The sequence below is a fragment of the Flavobacterium sp. 11 genome, from assembly GCF_002754315.1.
In the GTDB taxonomy this organism is placed as follows: domain Bacteria; phylum Bacteroidota; class Bacteroidia; order Flavobacteriales; family Flavobacteriaceae; genus Flavobacterium; species Flavobacterium algoritolerans.
This window is the reverse complement of the sequence record NZ_PEFE01000001.1, coordinates 2,456,041-2,474,274: the sequence shown is the minus strand read 5'-3', so window position 1 is coordinate 2,474,274 and position 18,234 is coordinate 2,456,041. Positions and strand designations below refer to the sequence as shown.

The following is an 18,234-nucleotide window of genomic DNA, read 5'->3' as shown; positions in this document are numbered from 1 at the left end:
ATTTAGTTGGTTTAGTTAAAATTTAGTTGGTTAATAATTAAGTTTTCAATGGTATACTCCTTATTAGCTTTAGAAACTGAAAAATATTCCATTGGTTTATCTGGAAAAAATATTTCAGTCATAACTGTTTTTCCATTGTTATAAAAAATTTCTATTGATGTTTTATCAACAATTATTCTTACATCCATTTTATCAAAGTCACCCTTAAAAGGAGCCTTTGAAATATTTTTTGCAAAAAGATCAGAGAAAGTTATTTTTCCAGATTTTGATCTATCGATAAAAAAGTAATTCTCCTTTTTATTGATTCCAAATTGAATTGTATTCTTAGCATCATTTGATAACGAAAAAGTGTAAACATCCTTTTTAAGATTCTTTAAAGAAAAGTGAATATCTAATTTTGATAAATCGACTAATGACTTATCTACCAAAACGGTTTCCTTATCTATTTTAAGAGATTCTTTTTTAATAGTTTTAGCAATATAATTTTGTAATTCTTTTACTGGTTTAGAAGAAACTATATAATGACCGCTATCTTTAACAAGTACTAATTCTCTAGGTATAGTCATACTGCTTCTCCATGTTTCTGTTGGTACTTTTTGTGCATAATCCCAATTTGACATCCACCCAATAAATAATTTTCTACCATCAACCTCAGAAATATTAGACCAAGTAACACCTGCATAATTATCTCTTCCGTAGTCAATCCAAAGCCCTTTTTGTTGCTTTACATCTTTTAAAAAAGTTTCATCGATAATGAATTTTTTCCCGTCAAAATCACCTACAAAGTATTGTGTAGCTGAACCACCATTAGGTCCTCCTGGATTAATACTTGATAACATAACCCATTTGTAATCATCTGTCCCATCAACTAGCATAGGAAAAAAATCTGGGCATTCCCAAACGCCTCCATGAGCTCCTGTCTCTTTCCCAAAATCTGAAAGCAGTGACCAATCTTTCAAATTTTTAGAACCATAAAACATCGTTTTATCTCCTGCTGCCAGTATCATTAACCATTGTTGATGAATCGCGTCCCAAGTCATTTTAGGGTCTCTAAAATCTTTAATGTTTAGATTTTTAATAATTGGATTAGCCTCATATTTTGTCCAAGTCAACCCTTCATTTAAGGAATAGGCAATCCCTTGTGACTGATAATTGATCTCTCCTGCTTTTTCCATTTTCATGTCATGATACGTAAACATCGCAACCATAGGTGGATTTTTTAGACTTCCGAATCCTGAAGTATTTTTCACATCGACAACCGCACTTCCCGAAAAAATATACCCTTTTTCATCTGGGTAAAGGGCAATAGGTTTTTCAGTCCAGGTTATAAGATCAGTACTTATCGCATGTCCCCAATGCATAGGTCCCCATACATTTGAATCTGGATAATATTGATAAAAAAGGTGGTAATATCCATTGTAATAAAACATCCCATTAGGATCATTCATCCAACCTTTTTTGGGAGTAAAATGAAAATTCGGTCTATACAATTCTGATTCTGTATAATTCTTCTTTTCATTAAACAAAGATTGCTTACACCCAAATAAGAGAAACATTCCCATAATACAGCACAAAAATCTGAGAGATTCTTTTTTAATTATTGTCTTCATAACTATTATTTAATTAATTTTTTACTTAATTCTTCCAAAGAAATTCCTTTGGTTTCCGGCATCATAAACGCAACAAACAAGAGCTGAAAAACCATCATCACTGCAAAAAACATAAAAACTACTCCAGGCCCTACTGTAGAAAATAGATACGGAATTAATGATGGAATAATAGCTGCCAGAACCCAATGCGTAGTACTCCCAAAGGATTGCCCTGATGCTCTTAGATGATTTGGGAAAATTTCTGATATGAAAACCCAAATTACAGCACCTTGACCTATCGCATGTGCAGCAATAAATAGAAATAAGAAAACGGGAACAGCTATTCCTTCCCAGTGAAAAAAGAAAGCCATTGCAACAAGTGAAAGTGATATAATATACCCCACAGAACCAATGTACATTAATATTTTACGCCCTAATTTGTCGATTAAGAAAACGCCCAATAGTGTAAAAAGTAAATTCACCACCCCTATTCCAATACTACTTAGTAAAGCGGTACTTTCACCAAGACCCGCCTCTTGAAATATTCTGCTGGAATAATATAAAAAAGCATTAATTCCTGATAATTGATTGAAAAAAGCCATTAAAAAGGCCAATACCAAAGGTGTTCTGTATTTCTTTAAAAATATAGTATCATTAACCTTAGAAGCATCTTTGTTATCTTTATCTATCTCTTCTTTTATTTTTTCATAATCCGCCTCTTGCCCCATTAATTCCAACACTTTTCTAGCTTCGTCATTCTTGAGTTTAGACAATAACCATCTTGGGCTTTCAGGAATCGAAATAATTAATAAAATATAAATTACAGATGGAATTGCTTGTACTCCCATCATCCATCTCCATGAATTTTCGCCCACATCGTTTAAAAGATAATTAGACAAAAAAGCCATCAGAATCCCAAAAACAATATTGAATTGATAAAAAGCAACCAGCTTACCTCTATCTTTTGCAGGAGCAATTTCTGATATATATGCTGGCGCTGCAATTGTTGATGCCCCAACACCCAAACCTCCAATAAATCTAAATGCGGCAAATACAAATGGATTATTTGCAAAAGCAGATCCAATTGCAGAGAACAAGAATAAAATACCTATCCATAATAAAGTATTTTTTCTTCCTACCTTATTAGTCGGAATCCCGCCAAATATTGCCCCAAGTACAGTTCCCCATAATGCCATTCCCATAACAACTGTGCCATGAAATGCATCCGAAGAATTCCAAAGAACTTGAAGTTTTTTATCTGCTCCAGAAATAACAACTGTATCAAAACCAAATAGGAAACCTGCTAATGAAGCAATCAAAGCCCAAACAACAATTTTTTTCATTATCAAAAAATATTAAATTAGATTGCTAAGATATCCGCATAAATTTCGCTTTTATTTTGAGGATGTTACAATTTCATTTAATACTGTTTCACAATATCGAATAAACAATAAAACACTTATTATCAGATAGTTATAATTTAAAATAAACAAATAACTACTTCGTTGTAGTTCGATTATGTTACACGTGTTACAATCATGTTACACGTATTTTTTAAAAAAAATAGATATTCAGGAATAAAAAAAGTCACTTGATGGATTTTATTCGATTAATAAAATTTTAAATTTATTTTTATAGAAAGTTTAAAAAAATCGATAAAAAAAATGAATTTATTAAGAAATTCTATATTATGAAGTATTCTTAAGCTTTTAAGAAAAATTACACTGATGAAATGCAATGTGAGCTCAAGATCCAGGTATGTTTTTATATCTGAGTATTGGAATTGCAACAAGAATAAGAAAACATACATTAAAACAATTCCCAATGTATCTTCTGCTCTGTTTTATTAAGCAAAAGGCACTCGAACCCAGATTCCCAATAGTTACATCCAGTGTGGAAAGCAGCAGAATTATTACATTGAAATAAAGCCATAAAAAAACCATCAAAATTAGATTTTGATGGTTTTGATTTTGACATTACGCAGGTAAAAAAGTAAAAAATGAACAGAATTAATTTTAATTACTAAACCTGAACCTTTATAAAAACTAACGTTATAATAAAGATTAAAGTCATCATTTTTCATACTCCTTTTATTTGAAAATTTTTAAGTCCGAAAAAGTGACTTCACCATTATCCGCAAAAATAGCCCACGGATTTTGATTCATTTTATAGATACGGTTTGTAAAAGCGATTTCGTCATTAATGTATATCACACATACCGAATTTTCAGAAATGATTGTAATATCAAACTCTGTATTAGCCGGTACATTTAGCGGAAGCTGCGTTACATTTAAGGAGGATGCATTTTTTATAACCTTATCTAATCTTAATTGTTTTTTGGCTAAATCGAACACAATGGCAAATACTTCATTTCGTGTTCCACAGGCTCCAAATTCAAAACCAAATTGAGTGGATGATGTCGCTTTTATATGTGTTTTAATTTTAAATGCTCCAGTTTCTCTGTCAAACACTGAAAATGCTTTTTCAGCCGCATTACCCTTCAATGTATAGGCATCTCCTTGCTTTGTAGTTCCAAAGCCTATTTTCGAATTTAAAGCTCTATTAATAATAAACTTGTTGTCTACACCATTAGGTATCGCAATACCTAATATTCCATTTGGATGCTGAACAACTCGATGCGTTACAAGTGATCCAGCCCAATCAAAAATAGCGGCATCACTGCTTTTATTTTTCGTAGGACACCATCCTGCTATATATCGGTTGATGCCATCGGTAACTGTTTTTCCAGCATAGAAAGCAATTCCATCTAACGCAGTATTTGCGGGAGTAATCCAAGTATTGGCTGTCAGTAAACGGTATTTATAGTGCACCATTCGATCATCAATATTGGAGTAAATCAAATACTGATAATCACCCATCGTGAACACATCAGGACATTCTGTTATAAAGGTAGTTGTATCCTCATAAAATGGCTTTTCCAAAGTCCAATCTCTCAAATTCGCAGAACTGTATTGCGCGATAACCGCCCGCCATGGCACAGTGCTGTTAGAAACTAAACCAACCTCAGAACGTGTCGCAATCAACATTTTATACGTTCCTGTACTTTTATCTTCTATGACGATTGGATCTCTAAATTCATTGCGATCATATCCCCAAGAAGCCTGCAATAAAAAGGAAGGATCTTTGGTCCAATTTTTTAAATCCGTAGACGTTGCAAGCATAATTTTTTCTTTAGGATCAAGAATTCCGTTATGTCCTGTATAGAAAGCGTAATAAATTCCATTCCTTTTAAAAACGGATCCGGTTCCCAATGCACCATCCTGCTGATTCGCAGTTCCTGTGGCAATCATTTCACTAGTGTCGGTGAACGTTGCAAAATCAGATGTAGTTACTTTATACCATGGGTGAAAGGTGGGCATTGTATTTCTTGCATCGTACAAATAGAAAAGATGGAAGATACCATTTTCATAAAATGGGATGGGATCACCAACCCAACCCACAGAAGGCTTAAAAAATGTCCGATACGTATTATCCGATTCATTAGGAGTTTGACACGCAGGAGCGTTTGTTTCTACAATAGGGGTTTCAGTTGGTTTATCCTCTTTAGTGCAATTATTAAATAATGCTAAACAAAGTGGAAGACATAAAAACGTGCGATTTATTTTCATATTGAATGGTTTACGAGAATTATAAGTGCGCAAAAAGATTTGATACTCTCAGATTAAATATTTCTATGAGAAAAAGGAAATGATCAAAAAGAAATTAAAAACTTCCAAGATCTTTCGCAGCTGTAATTTAAAATCAAACAAAAAAATTAATTATGTTTAGATCTTAAATTCAATTACTAAGATATTTTTAAAAAATCGGCTTTTATATCAAGAATGGTGTGATTTCATACAATGCTTTACAAAATCATTAAAAACAACTCAAAACTTTAACTATCAACACATTAGACATAAACAAAAAAAAACAACTACTTCGTTGTAGTTGCTCTTGTGTTACATAAAGTACAATTATGTTACGCTATTTTTGTTAGGAAGAAAATGGTTCCATAGAAAATAATCTATTTTTTACTTTTATATTCTTTAGGTGTAACTCCAAATTTATTTTTAAAGGAAGTTGAAAAATAATTTGGTGAAGAGAAACCCACTGCATAGGCAATTTCTGAAATGTTTAATTCTGACTTTTTCAGCAGCTCCTTTGATTTATCTAATCTCATATTATTTATATGGTCACTGACACTAATTCCTAATATAGCTTTCACTTTTCGATACAATTGTACCCGAGAAATAGTTAAACTTCGTGCAAGATCTTCAACAGTGTAAGCCGAATTATCCAAGTTTTTTTCAATCAGATCATTCAACTTTCTTAGAAAATCTTGTTCAGAAACACCAAAATCACCATCCTCAATATTTAAAATATTATTGGTATAATAAAATCGTAGTTTTTCTCTGTTAAAGAGCAATCCTTTAATAGATTGCGCCAATACTTTTAAATTGAAAGGTTTTGTCAAAAAGATATCGGCACCACTTTCTAGAGCCTTCAAATAGGAATCTTGATTATCCGAAGCGGTAAGCATTATAATAGGAATATGTGACGTCCTTAAATCTTTCTTGAGTATTTCACAAATTTGAAAACCATTCAACCCAGGCAGATTCAGATCGCAGATAATAATATCTGGAATCAATTCCAATGCTCTTTCAATTGCATTGGAACCATCAGAAGCAAAAAAAGTATATTCAGCAGAAAATTTATGAGACACAAAATCTAAAAGCTCTTTGTTGTCCTCTATATATAGAATCGAATATTTATCTTCGGTGTTTTTTGGTTCAACAATCTGAATAAACTCTGAATCCAGATAATCCGGTTCATGAACAAAATCCAGAATTGGCTCTTTAATTATATATTTTTCATCAAGATGTTCTTTTCCTAATGGTAATGTAATTATAAATTCCGCTCCATTTTTTGAATTAATCTCTATTTTTCCTTTGTGTAGCTCGACAAAACTTTTTGACAAATGCAACCCTATTCCAGAACTGTTCCTGTAATTATTTGAACCTTGGTAAAAAGCAGTAAAAACCTCCTTCAACTCATTTTCTGGTATTCCTATACCCGAATCTTTAAAATAAATTTTAACTGTCTTGCTGTGTTTATCTTCTTTTATTACAATCGAAATTTTACCTTTTTCTGGGGTGAATTTAAAGGCATTTGACAACAAATTAAAATAGACTTTATCCATTAGATTTCGATCCATATAGACATCCAGTTCCGGATTATTAGTTATCAATGAAAAATCAATATTTCTTTTTTTCGCTTCTCGATCAAAATCACTAATAATACTTTTCGAAAAATTCAAAATATTAGTTTTTGATGCTCGCAGAGTAAATTTTTGATCCTCCGTTTTTCTATAGTCTAATAATTGATTAATTAACCGGAGTAACCTTCTGGAGTTGTTATACATCAAATTAATTTCCTTATTCACGGAAACCCCTTTATTTCTAAACTCATTCCCCAAAGATTCTATAGAACTCAATATCAACGTTAACGGAGTTTTGAATTCATGAGACAAACCTGTAAAAAAATTAAGTCTTGCTTCGTTACTTCGCTTTAAATCTTCAGAAAATTTTTCTATTTCATTTCTTTGGGTAACAATTTTTTTGTTAGTTTCCTCTAATTCTTTCTTCTTACGACGAATTGTAATTCCAGAATAAATACTATATACAGCTAAACTTAGCACAATTATAAATAAAGAAATTAAAAGTTTCAGAAGATTGCTCTGACTAGAGTATTTCTCTTCCTGACTTTTTATAACGCTCTGTTGCTGTTCAATATCAGATTGCTGAATTGTTATTTTATCAAATTGATTGCTCATAATATCTGCATTAAGAGAGTCAATTAATATTGTATTCAACTTGTTATTTTTAGGAACAATCTCTTTGTTAGCTATTTTTAAAGCCAACTTAATAGCTTCGCTACCTCCTGTGGGATATAAAACCGTTGCATCTAAAATCTTATCTTTTACTAATTGAATACCTCCGTTTGGACCATTAATTCCATCGACTCCTATAAATTTTATTTTTTTCTCAAGCTTTTTTTCCTTAGCTACTAACCATGCTTGGTATGCAATTATATCATTATATGCATAGACATAATTAACATCAGAATAAGTGTCCAGAATTTTCACAAACTCTTTTTTAGGTAATTCATCATTTTGCGCATTTAAAGTAATTACTTTAATACCCCGATATTCATTAACTATTTGTCTAAATCCCGAACTTCTTTCTAAACCTGGTGATGTATAATAGGCCCCTTTAATTTCAACGACATTTGCATTCCCCTTCGATAATGAAACAATTTTTTTCCCGGCTATTCGTCCTACCTCAACATTGTCTGCTCCTAAATAAGCCGTGTAATTTGAAGTATTTACTTTTCTATCGACTATAATTACTGGAATCCCTTTTGTATTTGCTTTTTCTATTACCGGAATAATAGAATCTGATTCAAAAGGGGAAACTATTATGACATCAACTTTATCTTCAATAAATTTTTCAATATCACGAATCTGCTTTTTTGCTTGACGATTCGCATTGTAGATTGTCAAATTAACTTCAGGATGAAGCGAGACTTCAACCTCCATCGCATGATCCATCGATTTCCTCCAAATATCATGATCTATACTTTGTGAAAATCCAATTGAAATAGTTTTTTTACTATTATCATTTGAATTACAGGAAAACATTGTAGTTAGTACCAATAATATATATATTCTTCTTGACATAAAATTTGAGGTATTCATAAAATTTATATTGAGTACGCTAAGATTTCAATTTCACTAAGTAAGACTTACTTTTCTTAGAAATTATTTGAAAATAATTTAATCAACAAAAAGTAGTCAATAATATTCAGAAATTATTTTTAATTAGGTGATTTAATAAGCTGAATCAAAAGTGAATCAAAAGTGAAGCGAAAGTAATTATTTTTATAATAAATTAAGAATAAAATATTTATTTCTTTAAATATAATTGCAAAAAACATTTGTTTTAATATTAACTAAATACTTGTATTACAAATGAAATAGTTTTTTTTATAATTTATGGCACATTCATTTTAATCAAAAAATCTTTTAAAAAGAACATTTTAAAATCTTAGAATAGGCTTGCAAATTCAAGTGATATTGATTGGATATACAAAGTTAGTGTGGATATAGAGTTAAGAATAAAATTTAATATTTTCGTTAACTTTATAAAATTGATAATATCTGGCTCAATTTTCTCAAATCATCTAAAAAAAAGGTTCGAAAATTGTCCCGACAGGGTCACAAAACCCCAACATCTGTTGGTTTTTTTTATGGTTATAGCCTAGTATTATTACTACACTCCATTAGTACTGCTAATTTAAAAAAAAGTAACACAAAAAACTAATGCGATTCCTTTTTCATAGGATGGGATATGCAATCCAAACATATAAATAGTAATTTTGCAGCATAAATATATAAATCTATGTTATTTCTAATCTTAAGTATTATTTGCAGTGTTACCGTGGGTGTGATATTTAAAGTCGCCCGAAAATATACCATCAGCCACACCCAAATAGTCGCTTGGAATTATGTGTTTGCTGGAACACTTTGCTACCTGTCATTCAGCCCGGAATTAAATACAGTGGAATCTACTGCGCCTTGGTGGCTTTATATAACCATTGGCGTTTTATTGCCTTCTATATTCCTTTTTTTGGCGGCATCCATCAAACACATGGGAATTGTAAAAACTGATGCAGCCCAAAGACTGTCATTATTCATCCCTATTCTTGCGGCTTGGCTTCTATTCAAAGAAGAATTCAATATGTTGAAAATCTCGGCTTTCGTATTGGCAATCCCGGCACTGTTGCTTATTCTCACTAAAAATACCGAAAACACTAAAAATAAATGGGGTTATCCCGCTGTAGTCTTGATTGGCTTTGGAATTATTGACATTCTCTTCAAACAAATTGCCACTTATACCAGTCTGCCTTACACCACTTCATTATTTGTCATCCTTGGAATAGCAATGTGTATCATGTTTACTGTGGTTGCCTATGAAATGATTTTTAAAAAAGTAACATTAAATATCCATAACATTCTTTTTGGTGGCTTAGTTGGTATTTTTAACTTTGGGAATATTCTTTTCTACCTTAAAGCACATCAGGAATTTTCAAAAAACCCTTCAACCGTTTTTGCTGGTATGAATATGGGAGTGATTATTATTGGCAGTCTTGTAGGCGTTCTAATTTTTAAAGAAAAACTGAGCAAAATGAATTTTATAGGGCTGTTTTTAGCTTTAATAGCGATTGTTTTAATCGTGCTCTCACAACAGTAAAACCAATACATTTCTTAAGTCTAATAAATTAATTTTGGACGCAATACCACTTTAATACTTAACTAAAAAGCACAAAAAAACCGTCTAGTTTTAACGAGACGGTTGTTTATAAAATGTATTTTTTTTTAAATTTCTATACCATTTAACTTACTGTTTTTGCGGCTAAAGCTAAAATAGATTACCAATCCTATTAAAAGCCAAATCCCAAAATAAATCCAGTTCCAAACGCTAAGTTCTGCCATCATATACAAACAACAAATCAAGCCTAATAGTGGAATCAAAGATAAATTTTCTTTGTAAGACCAAACCATCAATCCAACTAAAACAACTAGGAAAATCCACATTGGAATTTTATGTTTGAACAAACCAAAACCACTTTCATATTTAACAGAATCGGCAATTGGCAAACCGGCAATAACTGACGCATATTTTGCATCATCTTGTTGGTACTGACTTAACAAATGTTCTAAATCCGGTGTTTCGGTCGTACTGTTTTTAGCGTCAATCGTTACTAAATAATCGTATACTTTTTGAGTTTCTTCTTTATTTAATGATGTGATTATATCCGCAGCATTATTGATTTGAGTTTCATTCGTAATAAAATCCATAGTCGCTTTCTTATTGTATCCAAAAGCAAATACCAACCCGATAAGAAGCAAAACCGGCATAATAAATTTTGAATTTATATACGGTGTTTTGAACTTTCCTCTTGGAATATCAGTCTTATTTTGCAAGGCCAAAACTCCTGCACAAACCAATACAAAAGCGAATAAAGTCCCAATACTACACAAATCTGTAACCATAGTTAGGTTCAAAAACAAAGCAGGAACCGCAACCACAAAACCGGTTACAATTGTTGCGTAAGATGGCGTTTTGTATTTTGGATGCACTTTTGAGAAACGCTTTGGTAACAATCCATCACGACTCATACTCATCCAGATACGTGGTTGTCCCATTTGGAAAACCAATAAAACACTCGCCATAGCAACTACTGCACTTACTGCTATAATTCCTGACATCCATTTTAAGTCTAATTTTTCAAATACAAAAGCTAAAGGATCACCTACATTTAGTTGATCATAACTAACCATTCCAGTTAACACTAAAGCTATGGCAATATATAAAATAGTACATATAATAATGGCCCACATCATTCCTCTTGGCAAATCACGTTGCGGATCTTTACATTCTTCTGCTGTTGTTGAAATAGCATCAAATCCAATATAAGCAAAAAACACTGCTGAAACTCCTTTTAAAACTCCTGTAACTCCATTAGGTGCAAATGGATCCCAATTAGCGGTATCTACATAGAAAACACCAACAGCAATTACTAAAAGAACTATACACAGTTTTACAACTACCATGATATTACTCGCATTTCGAGACTCTTTCATCCCGCGGTAAATCAACGCTGTGATTAAAACGATAATTAATAATGCCGGAAGATCGGCTACGAAATGAAACGAACCAATAACTGGTGAAGTTGTCCAGGCGACATAAGCATCTTGAATAGCAGGACTTAAGTTTTCGTATGTTTTTCCGCCTTGCATCAATGCTGTAGCTTCATCAAACCCTTTAGAAGCAGATAAATAATCCATTTGGACCCATTGTGGCAAGTGAAGACCTCCACTTTCGAGCAAACCTGTAAAATAATCACTCCACGATATAGCCACTGTTATATTACCTACGGAGTATTCCATAATCAATGCCCAACCAATAATCCAAGCAATAATTTCTCCAAAAGCAACATACGAATACGTATAAGCACTTCCGGAAACGGGAACCATCGAGGCAAATTCAGCATAAGCAAAAGCAGCAAAACTACAGGCTATAGCAGTAAACAAGAATAGAAAGATAACTGCAGGACCTCCATCAGCACTTGCTTTTCCAATGGTACTAAAAATACCGGCTCCTACAATTGCAGCAATTCCAAAAGCAGTCAAATCTCGTGCAGTCAAATGTTTACCTAAAGCATTATGTCCATCAGTATTATTTTTCTCAACTTGTTTTAAAATATCTTGTACTGTCTTTTTTCTGAATAAACCGTTTAATGCCATATTGTAAATTTTATCATTAAAAATTAATATACTGTAAATTATCTGTTTTTATGTTAGATATTATGCAAATAATCTTCAAAAATCAAAAGTATAAAACAAATTGAACTAATGTCGTTTCTCCAACTATTTTTTTTATTATTTTTCAATACATCTAAAATGATTTATTTTTTGAATAAAAAAGTCAAATAAAACAATTTTAACCTTAAAAAAGAAAATCTATTGAAATTGAAAAATAATTTTCTGTTGTCTTTAAAACGTATTCTGATTTGCTGATTATTTCAAACAACTCCTTAAAATAGTCACAGGATGCAATGCTTTTCTACTGGTTCCGTCAAAAATCTGATGGCGACAACTGGTTCCCGCCGCAGCAATAGTTGTTGTTGAGTCTGTTGTTCTAATTTTTGGAAACAATGTATCTTCACCCATTTGCATGCTGATTTCATAATGTTCTTTTTCATATCCGAAAGAACCTGCCATACCACAACATCCCGAATTATAAATAGTAACCGAACTGTTTTTCGGCACATTCAGCATCGCAAAAGTCGCTTCCATCGTACTCAAGGACTTTTGATGGCAATGTCCGTGAATTTTTATAGTTTTTTCCTCCTCAGAAAATTGTTCTGCATGAATTTTACCTTTTGAAATCTCATTTTTGAAAAACTCTTCAATTGTAAAAACATTTTCGGCTAATTTTTCGGCACTTTCTTTATCGTCTGCCAATCGAATGTATTCGTCTCTAAAGGTCAATATCGCTGAAGGTTCAATTCCTATCAAAGGAAAATCTGCAGTAACGTAATCCGAAAAAACAGCCACATTTGTATTCGCAATTGCTTTTGCTTCTTCGAGAAAACCTTTAGAAATAAAAGCTCTTCCGCTTTCTTCATGATCCACCAGAATCACTTCGTAACCTAACGCTGTCAATAATTCATATGCATCGATTCCGACTGAAACATCATAAAAATTAGTAAACTCATCACAAAACAAACATACTTTTCCGTTTACAAAAGAATCACTTGGCGCCTGATTCCAATTTTTCTCATACCATTTTCGAAATGTCTTTGGAGCCAAAAGCGGCACTTCTCTTTTTGGAGCAATTCCCATGCTTTTTTTTACCAAAGGCAAATTCACCATGAAATTCGTAAACTTTGGAGTAATACTTCCCAAACCATTTAGTTTCGCATTAAAAGCAAATATTTTATTGCGCCATGAGAATCCATTCGCTTTTTGATATTGGTACAAAAACTCCGATTTTAAAGCCGCTACATCCACATTACTGGGACATTCGCTGGCGCAAGCTTTACAACTCACACACAATTCAAATACCTTATATAATTCTTCGTGGTCGAACTTATTGTCTTTCTCTGAATGTGTCAGGTATTCTCGCAGCGCATTGGCTCTGGCGCGCGTGGTATCTTTTTCATTTCGGGTGGCACGGTAACTTGGACATAAAGTTCCGCCTGCCGAAGGTAATTTTCTGCAATCACCGGAACCATTGCATTTCTCTGCGGCACGCAAAATCCCCAAACTATCCGAGAAGTCCTGAATTGTTTGTATATCCGGTTCCACTCTGCCTGCTTCCACCCTAAGATTTTCATCCATTTTGAAAGCATTTACAACTTTACCTACATTCAAAATGGTATTAGGATCAAAGGCGTGTTTGATTCTTTTTAGCAATTCATAATTCTTATCTCCAATCATAAAAGGCAAAAACTCACCACGCACTATTCCATCTCCATGTTCTCCACTCAACGAACCTCTGTATTTTTTGACCAAAATAGCGACTTCGGTAGCAATATTTCTAAATTGATGCAGCCCTTCTTTTGTCTTTAAGTTTAAAACCGGTCGCAAATGCAATTCTCCGGCGCCGGCATGTGCATAATAAATGGCACTTTGTGCGTGGCGCTCCATCATGGCGGAAAATTCGGCAATGTAATTAGGTAAATCACTCAATTCAACAGCGGTATCTTCAATAGAATCAGCGGCTTTATTATCACCCACAATACTTCCTAAAAGCCCCAGACCTGCTTTTCGCAACTCATTTATTTTATCAATATCAGCTCCGTAAATTTTTGGCAAAGCATATCCAAAATTGTTTCTTTCCAAATCGGCAATCAAAGCATTGGCTTGCGATTCAGCATCTTCCATACTTATGTGTGAAGCTACTTCGAGCATAATAACCGCTTTTGGTTCGCCTTGAATAAAAAATCGATTTTTGGCTTGCTCTCGATTGTTTTTGGTACAATCCAATATAGTGTCATCCATCATTTCACACGTATACAAATGATGTTTCATTGCTGTAACCACAGCTTCTAAACTTTCTTGAATGGTATGAAAATGCGCCACTACCATTACATTATTCGTTGGTGGTAATTCGTCAGCTTTCAACGTAATTTCGGTAGTAAAAGCCAGTGTTCCTTCGCTTCCGCAAAGGAGTTTCCCTAAATTTATCGTTTTTTCTGTTCCTCCAAAAAGTTCTGATTTCAATAATAAATCAATCGCGTATCCGGTATTTCGTCTGTGAATTTCAGGTTTTGGAAATTCCTTTACAATCTCTTTTTGGTTTTCTGTATTCGAAAGTTCCTCGTAAATGGTTTTATAAATGGAGTTTTCTAGCGTGTTCCCTTTTGTTTTTTCAATGAATTCAGCCGAAGTCATTTCTTTAAATACTACCGAAGTTCCATCACTCAAAACCGCTTTAATTTCCACTATTTTATCTCGGGTAACGCCATAGCGTATCGACGTAGTTCCCGATGAATTATTCCCTACCATTCCTCCAAGCATACAGCGATTGGAGGTTGAAGTATTGGGTCCAAAAAACAATCCGTGTTCTTTTAAATATAAATTCAGTTCATCCCGAATCACTCCCGGCTGTACAGTGATCGTTTTTTTTGCAAAATCAAAAGCGACAATCTTGGTAAAATGTTTCGAAACATCTACAATTATTCCATTACCGACTGTTTGACCTGCCAAGGAAGTTCCAGCAGTTCTGGGCGTAATTGAAATTTTATTTTTTGCTGCAAAGCGAATAATTTTGACAATATCCTCCTCTGATTTTGGAATCGCTACCGCAACTGGCATAATCCGATACGCAGAAGCATCTGTGGCATACAATGTTTTATGGAGATCATCATATAAAAGTGTTCCTTCTAATGATTCGGATAATTGCTGTAATTGAGGCGTGATTGACATTTAGTGGAGTGAATTGCTATTATTTTCACAAATATAAATATATACCTTATTATAAGTTAAAAAATCAAATAAGAAAAATTCAAAATATTCAAATCCTTTTATGGTTTGTCAGAAAGTGCATTCAAACGGATTTAGAAAAATTGGCAAAGAAATTGCGCTGTTAAAATAAGTCAAATTTTAAAACCATTTTAACTGGTAAATTTCACTAAAAAAACTATTTTTGAATACTTTATAAACAAGACTCTAATGAAAAATTACAAGCACACCCTTTTGCTTATTTCGTTCCTTTTACTTTCTTTTTGGAATGGTAACGCACAAGCAATGGCAACAAATCCAAAAAATGAATTTAGAGCCGTTTGGATTGCTACCGTGGTAAATATTGACTGGCCAAAAACCAGTACTGATAATGTTGCCAAACAAAAAGCAGATTATATTGAGATTTTAGACACGTATAAAAAACTAAATTATAATGCCGTAATTGTTCAGATTCGAAGTGTCGGCGATGCTTTTTACCCAACAAAATTAGCGCCTTGGTCCCGTTTTTTGACTGGAAAAGAAGGACAAGCTCCAAAACCCTATTTTGACACATTGGCTTGGATGATTGCTGAAACTCATGCCCGTGGATTTGAATTTCATGCTTGGTTAAATCCATATCGTGCTACAATGGATTACAATACCGCACTATTAAGTCCGGAACATGACTATTTCAAACATCCGGACTGGATGATTAAATACGGTGGGAAATATTATTACAATCCCGCATTACCAGAAGTTCAAAAACATTTATTGACCGTTGTGGAAGAAGTAGTTCAAAATTATGACATTGATGCCATACATTTTGACGACTATTTTTATCCGTACAGAATAAAAGGAGAAGTATTTAATGATACCGATTCTTTCAAAAAATATGGAAACGGAATGAGTATAGAAGATTGGAGACGTTCGAATGTCAATACTTTTGTGAAAGATGTTTCAGTTTCTATTAAAAACATCAAACCTTGGGTACAATTTGGTATCAGTCCGTTTGGAGTTTGGAGAAATAAATCTGTGGATCCAAAAGGTTCCGAAACAGAAGCAGGACAAACTAATTATGACGATTTATTCGCTGATCCGTTGGCTTGGATGGAAAACAAATGGATTGATTACCTTGTTCCGCAATTGTACTGGAGCATGGATCATCCTAAAGCTTCTTATTCGAAATTATTGCGCTGGTGGTCTGAAAATTCAACGAATACCGCAATCTACATTGGTAACGGAACCTATAAAATCAACACGGATTCTGATAAAAGATGGAATAATCCAAATGAAATTCCGAATCAAATAGACATCACCAGATCCTACAAAAACATTCAGGGAAATGCTTTTTTTAGTGCCAAATCATTTTTGAATAAAAATCAAAGTGTGACCAAATTACTAACAGAAAACCAATACAAATATCCAGCTCTTCCTACTGTGGTTCCTAGTTCAGTAAAAAAAATGGCTATCGTACCCACAGCGAATAACATTTTGATAGATCCTATTTCATCAAGATTCAATGTTACGTATCCTTTGTACAGTAAAGTGCGTTATGTTATGGTTTATGGTGCCAAATTCAATTCAAAAATTGATGTAAACGATCCAAGCCAAATTCTTGATAAAATAGCATTCAAAGACAATGTTGATACTGTTGAAGTTGTGATTCCAACATACAAATTAGACAAAAATACAACCTGCGCGATTACATTCATTGATTTTTATGGTAATGAAAGTGACCCAACTTTAGTGAACTTTACGCTATAAAATTTAATCGAATATAATACGCTAAAAATGAAAACAGACAATAGACCTTGGTATTGGATTCCCGTTTTAAACTTTGCTTCCGGATTGCCTTATGCCATTATTATTTCGGTATCGGTGATTATGTATAAAAACCTCGGAATCAATAATGAAGATATTGGAATTTATACTAGTTTACTGTATTTACCTTGGGTAATTAAACCGTTATGGAGTCCGTTTATTGATCTTTATTCTACTAAGAGAAAGTGGTTTTTAAGTATGCAATTGCTCATTTCACTAGCTTTTTTGATTGTGGGTTTAACGATTCCTTTGAGTAATTTTTTCGTTATCAGTTTAGCCGTTTTTTGGGTTGCCGCATTTGCATCTGCCTCTAATGATGTGGCGAGTGATGGATTTTATATGTTGGCTTTAGAAAAAGACCAACAATCCTTTTTCCTTGGTATCAGAAGTACTTTTTACAGACTTTCCATGCTTACCGGAAACGGATTAATCGTAGTTATTGCCGGTTATTTGGAACAAGAGTATGGTGATAAACAAAAAGCTTGGTCGTATACGATGGTAGTTGTAGGATTAATTATGACTGTAATTACCATTTATAATTATTTTTCGACTCCAAAAATTGAAGCAAAAATCTCAGAAACAAAAGCAGAATCAGTTCCAAATAAGAGTTTTGGAGCTGTTTTTGCAACTTTTTTTCAAAAGAAACAAATTGGTTTAGTTTTGGCGTTCATTCTATTATTCAGATTAGGGGAATCCCAATTGTTAAAAATGCTGACTCCTTTTTTAATAGACCCAATAACTGCAGGCGGAATGGGTTTAACCACACAAAATGTTGGTGTGATTTATGGAACTTTTGGTGTGATTTCGCTTACTATTGGAGGAATTTTAGGAGGCATTGTTATTTCTAGAGATGGATTAGGAAAATGGATGTTACCCATGATTTTAGCCATGCACTTACCCATAATTGGATTCATTTTATTGTCACATTTTCACCCTGGCTCTGTTTTCTATATTTATGCAACGGTAATCGCAGAACAATTCGGCTATGGATTTGGTTTTGCCGCTTTCATGATGTATTTAATTTATGTGGCCGATGGAGAATCAAAAACGTCCCACTACTCCATTGCAACCGGATTTATGGCATTAGGAATGATGCTTCCAGGAATGATAAGCGGTTATATTCAAGAATATTTGGGGTATGGAAATTTCTTTATTTGGGTGTTTTTAGCAACCATACCAGGATTAATTTTATCACGATTTTTGATTTTTCCAGCCGATTTTGGAAAGAAATCAGATATTTAATTTTACCAT

General features: G+C 33.2%; 9 protein-coding genes. 3 read left to right on the top strand and 6 right to left on the bottom strand.

The features are described 5' to 3' along the window. Positions 1-11: 11 nt before the first annotated feature. The 4 genes from CLV00_RS10685 to CLV00_RS10670 all read right to left on the bottom strand — a co-directional run bounded on the left by CLV00_RS10685 (position 12) and on the right by CLV00_RS10670 (position 8,328). Entirely contained in the window at positions 12-1,610 is a 1,599-nt protein-coding gene (locus tag CLV00_RS10685; RefSeq protein ID WP_099715191.1) for a glycoside hydrolase family 32 protein, read from the bottom strand. A 5-nt stretch (positions 1,611-1,615) separates the two neighbouring features. Further along, entirely contained in the window at positions 1,616-2,932 is a 1,317-nt protein-coding gene (locus CLV00_RS10680; RefSeq protein WP_099715190.1) for a sugar porter family MFS transporter, read from the bottom strand. Positions 2,933-3,679: 747 nt separating this feature from the next. Then, positions 3,680-5,218 (bottom strand): glycoside hydrolase family 32 protein, encoded by a 1,539-nt coding sequence (locus CLV00_RS10675; protein ID WP_099715189.1) that lies wholly within the window; start codon positions 5,216-5,218, stop codon positions 3,680-3,682. 395 nt (positions 5,219-5,613) lie between these two features. After that, a complete protein-coding gene (locus CLV00_RS10670) occupies positions 5,614-8,328 on the bottom strand; it encodes a substrate-binding domain-containing protein (protein WP_099715188.1) in 2,715 nt (904 codons plus the stop codon). Between the two features lie 721 nt (positions 8,329-9,049). On the opposite strand from CLV00_RS10670, the gene CLV00_RS10665 reads away from it, so the two are divergent. After that, positions 9,050-9,901: an EamA family transporter gene (locus CLV00_RS10665; protein WP_099715187.1), complete on the top strand. Its 852-nt coding sequence runs from the start codon at positions 9,050-9,052 to the stop codon at positions 9,899-9,901. Between the two features lie 125 nt (positions 9,902-10,026). On the opposite strand, the gene CLV00_RS10660 is transcribed toward CLV00_RS10665, so the two are convergent. After that, the gene (locus CLV00_RS10660; RefSeq protein ID WP_099715186.1) at positions 10,027-11,958 is read right to left on the bottom strand and encodes an amino acid permease; all 1,932 of its coding nucleotides are present in this window, start codon (positions 11,956-11,958) and stop codon (positions 10,027-10,029) included. A 273-nt stretch (positions 11,959-12,231) separates the two neighbouring features. After that, positions 12,232-15,147: an FAD-binding and (Fe-S)-binding domain-containing protein gene (locus CLV00_RS10655; protein WP_099715185.1), complete on the bottom strand. Its 2,916-nt coding sequence runs from the start codon at positions 15,145-15,147 to the stop codon at positions 12,232-12,234. A 246-nt stretch (positions 15,148-15,393) separates the two neighbouring features. Between CLV00_RS10655 and CLV00_RS10650 the strand changes: the two genes are divergently transcribed. Continuing rightward, positions 15,394-16,926 carry a glycoside hydrolase family 10 protein gene (locus CLV00_RS10650; RefSeq protein ID WP_099715184.1) on the top strand — a complete coding sequence of 511 codons (1,533 nt, stop codon included), beginning with the start codon at positions 15,394-15,396 and terminating at the stop codon, positions 16,924-16,926. Between the two features lie 27 nt (positions 16,927-16,953). Next, positions 16,954-18,225: an MFS transporter gene (locus tag CLV00_RS10645; protein WP_099715183.1), complete on the top strand. Its 1,272-nt coding sequence runs from the start codon at positions 16,954-16,956 to the stop codon at positions 18,223-18,225. Positions 18,226-18,234 lie beyond the last annotated feature (9 nt).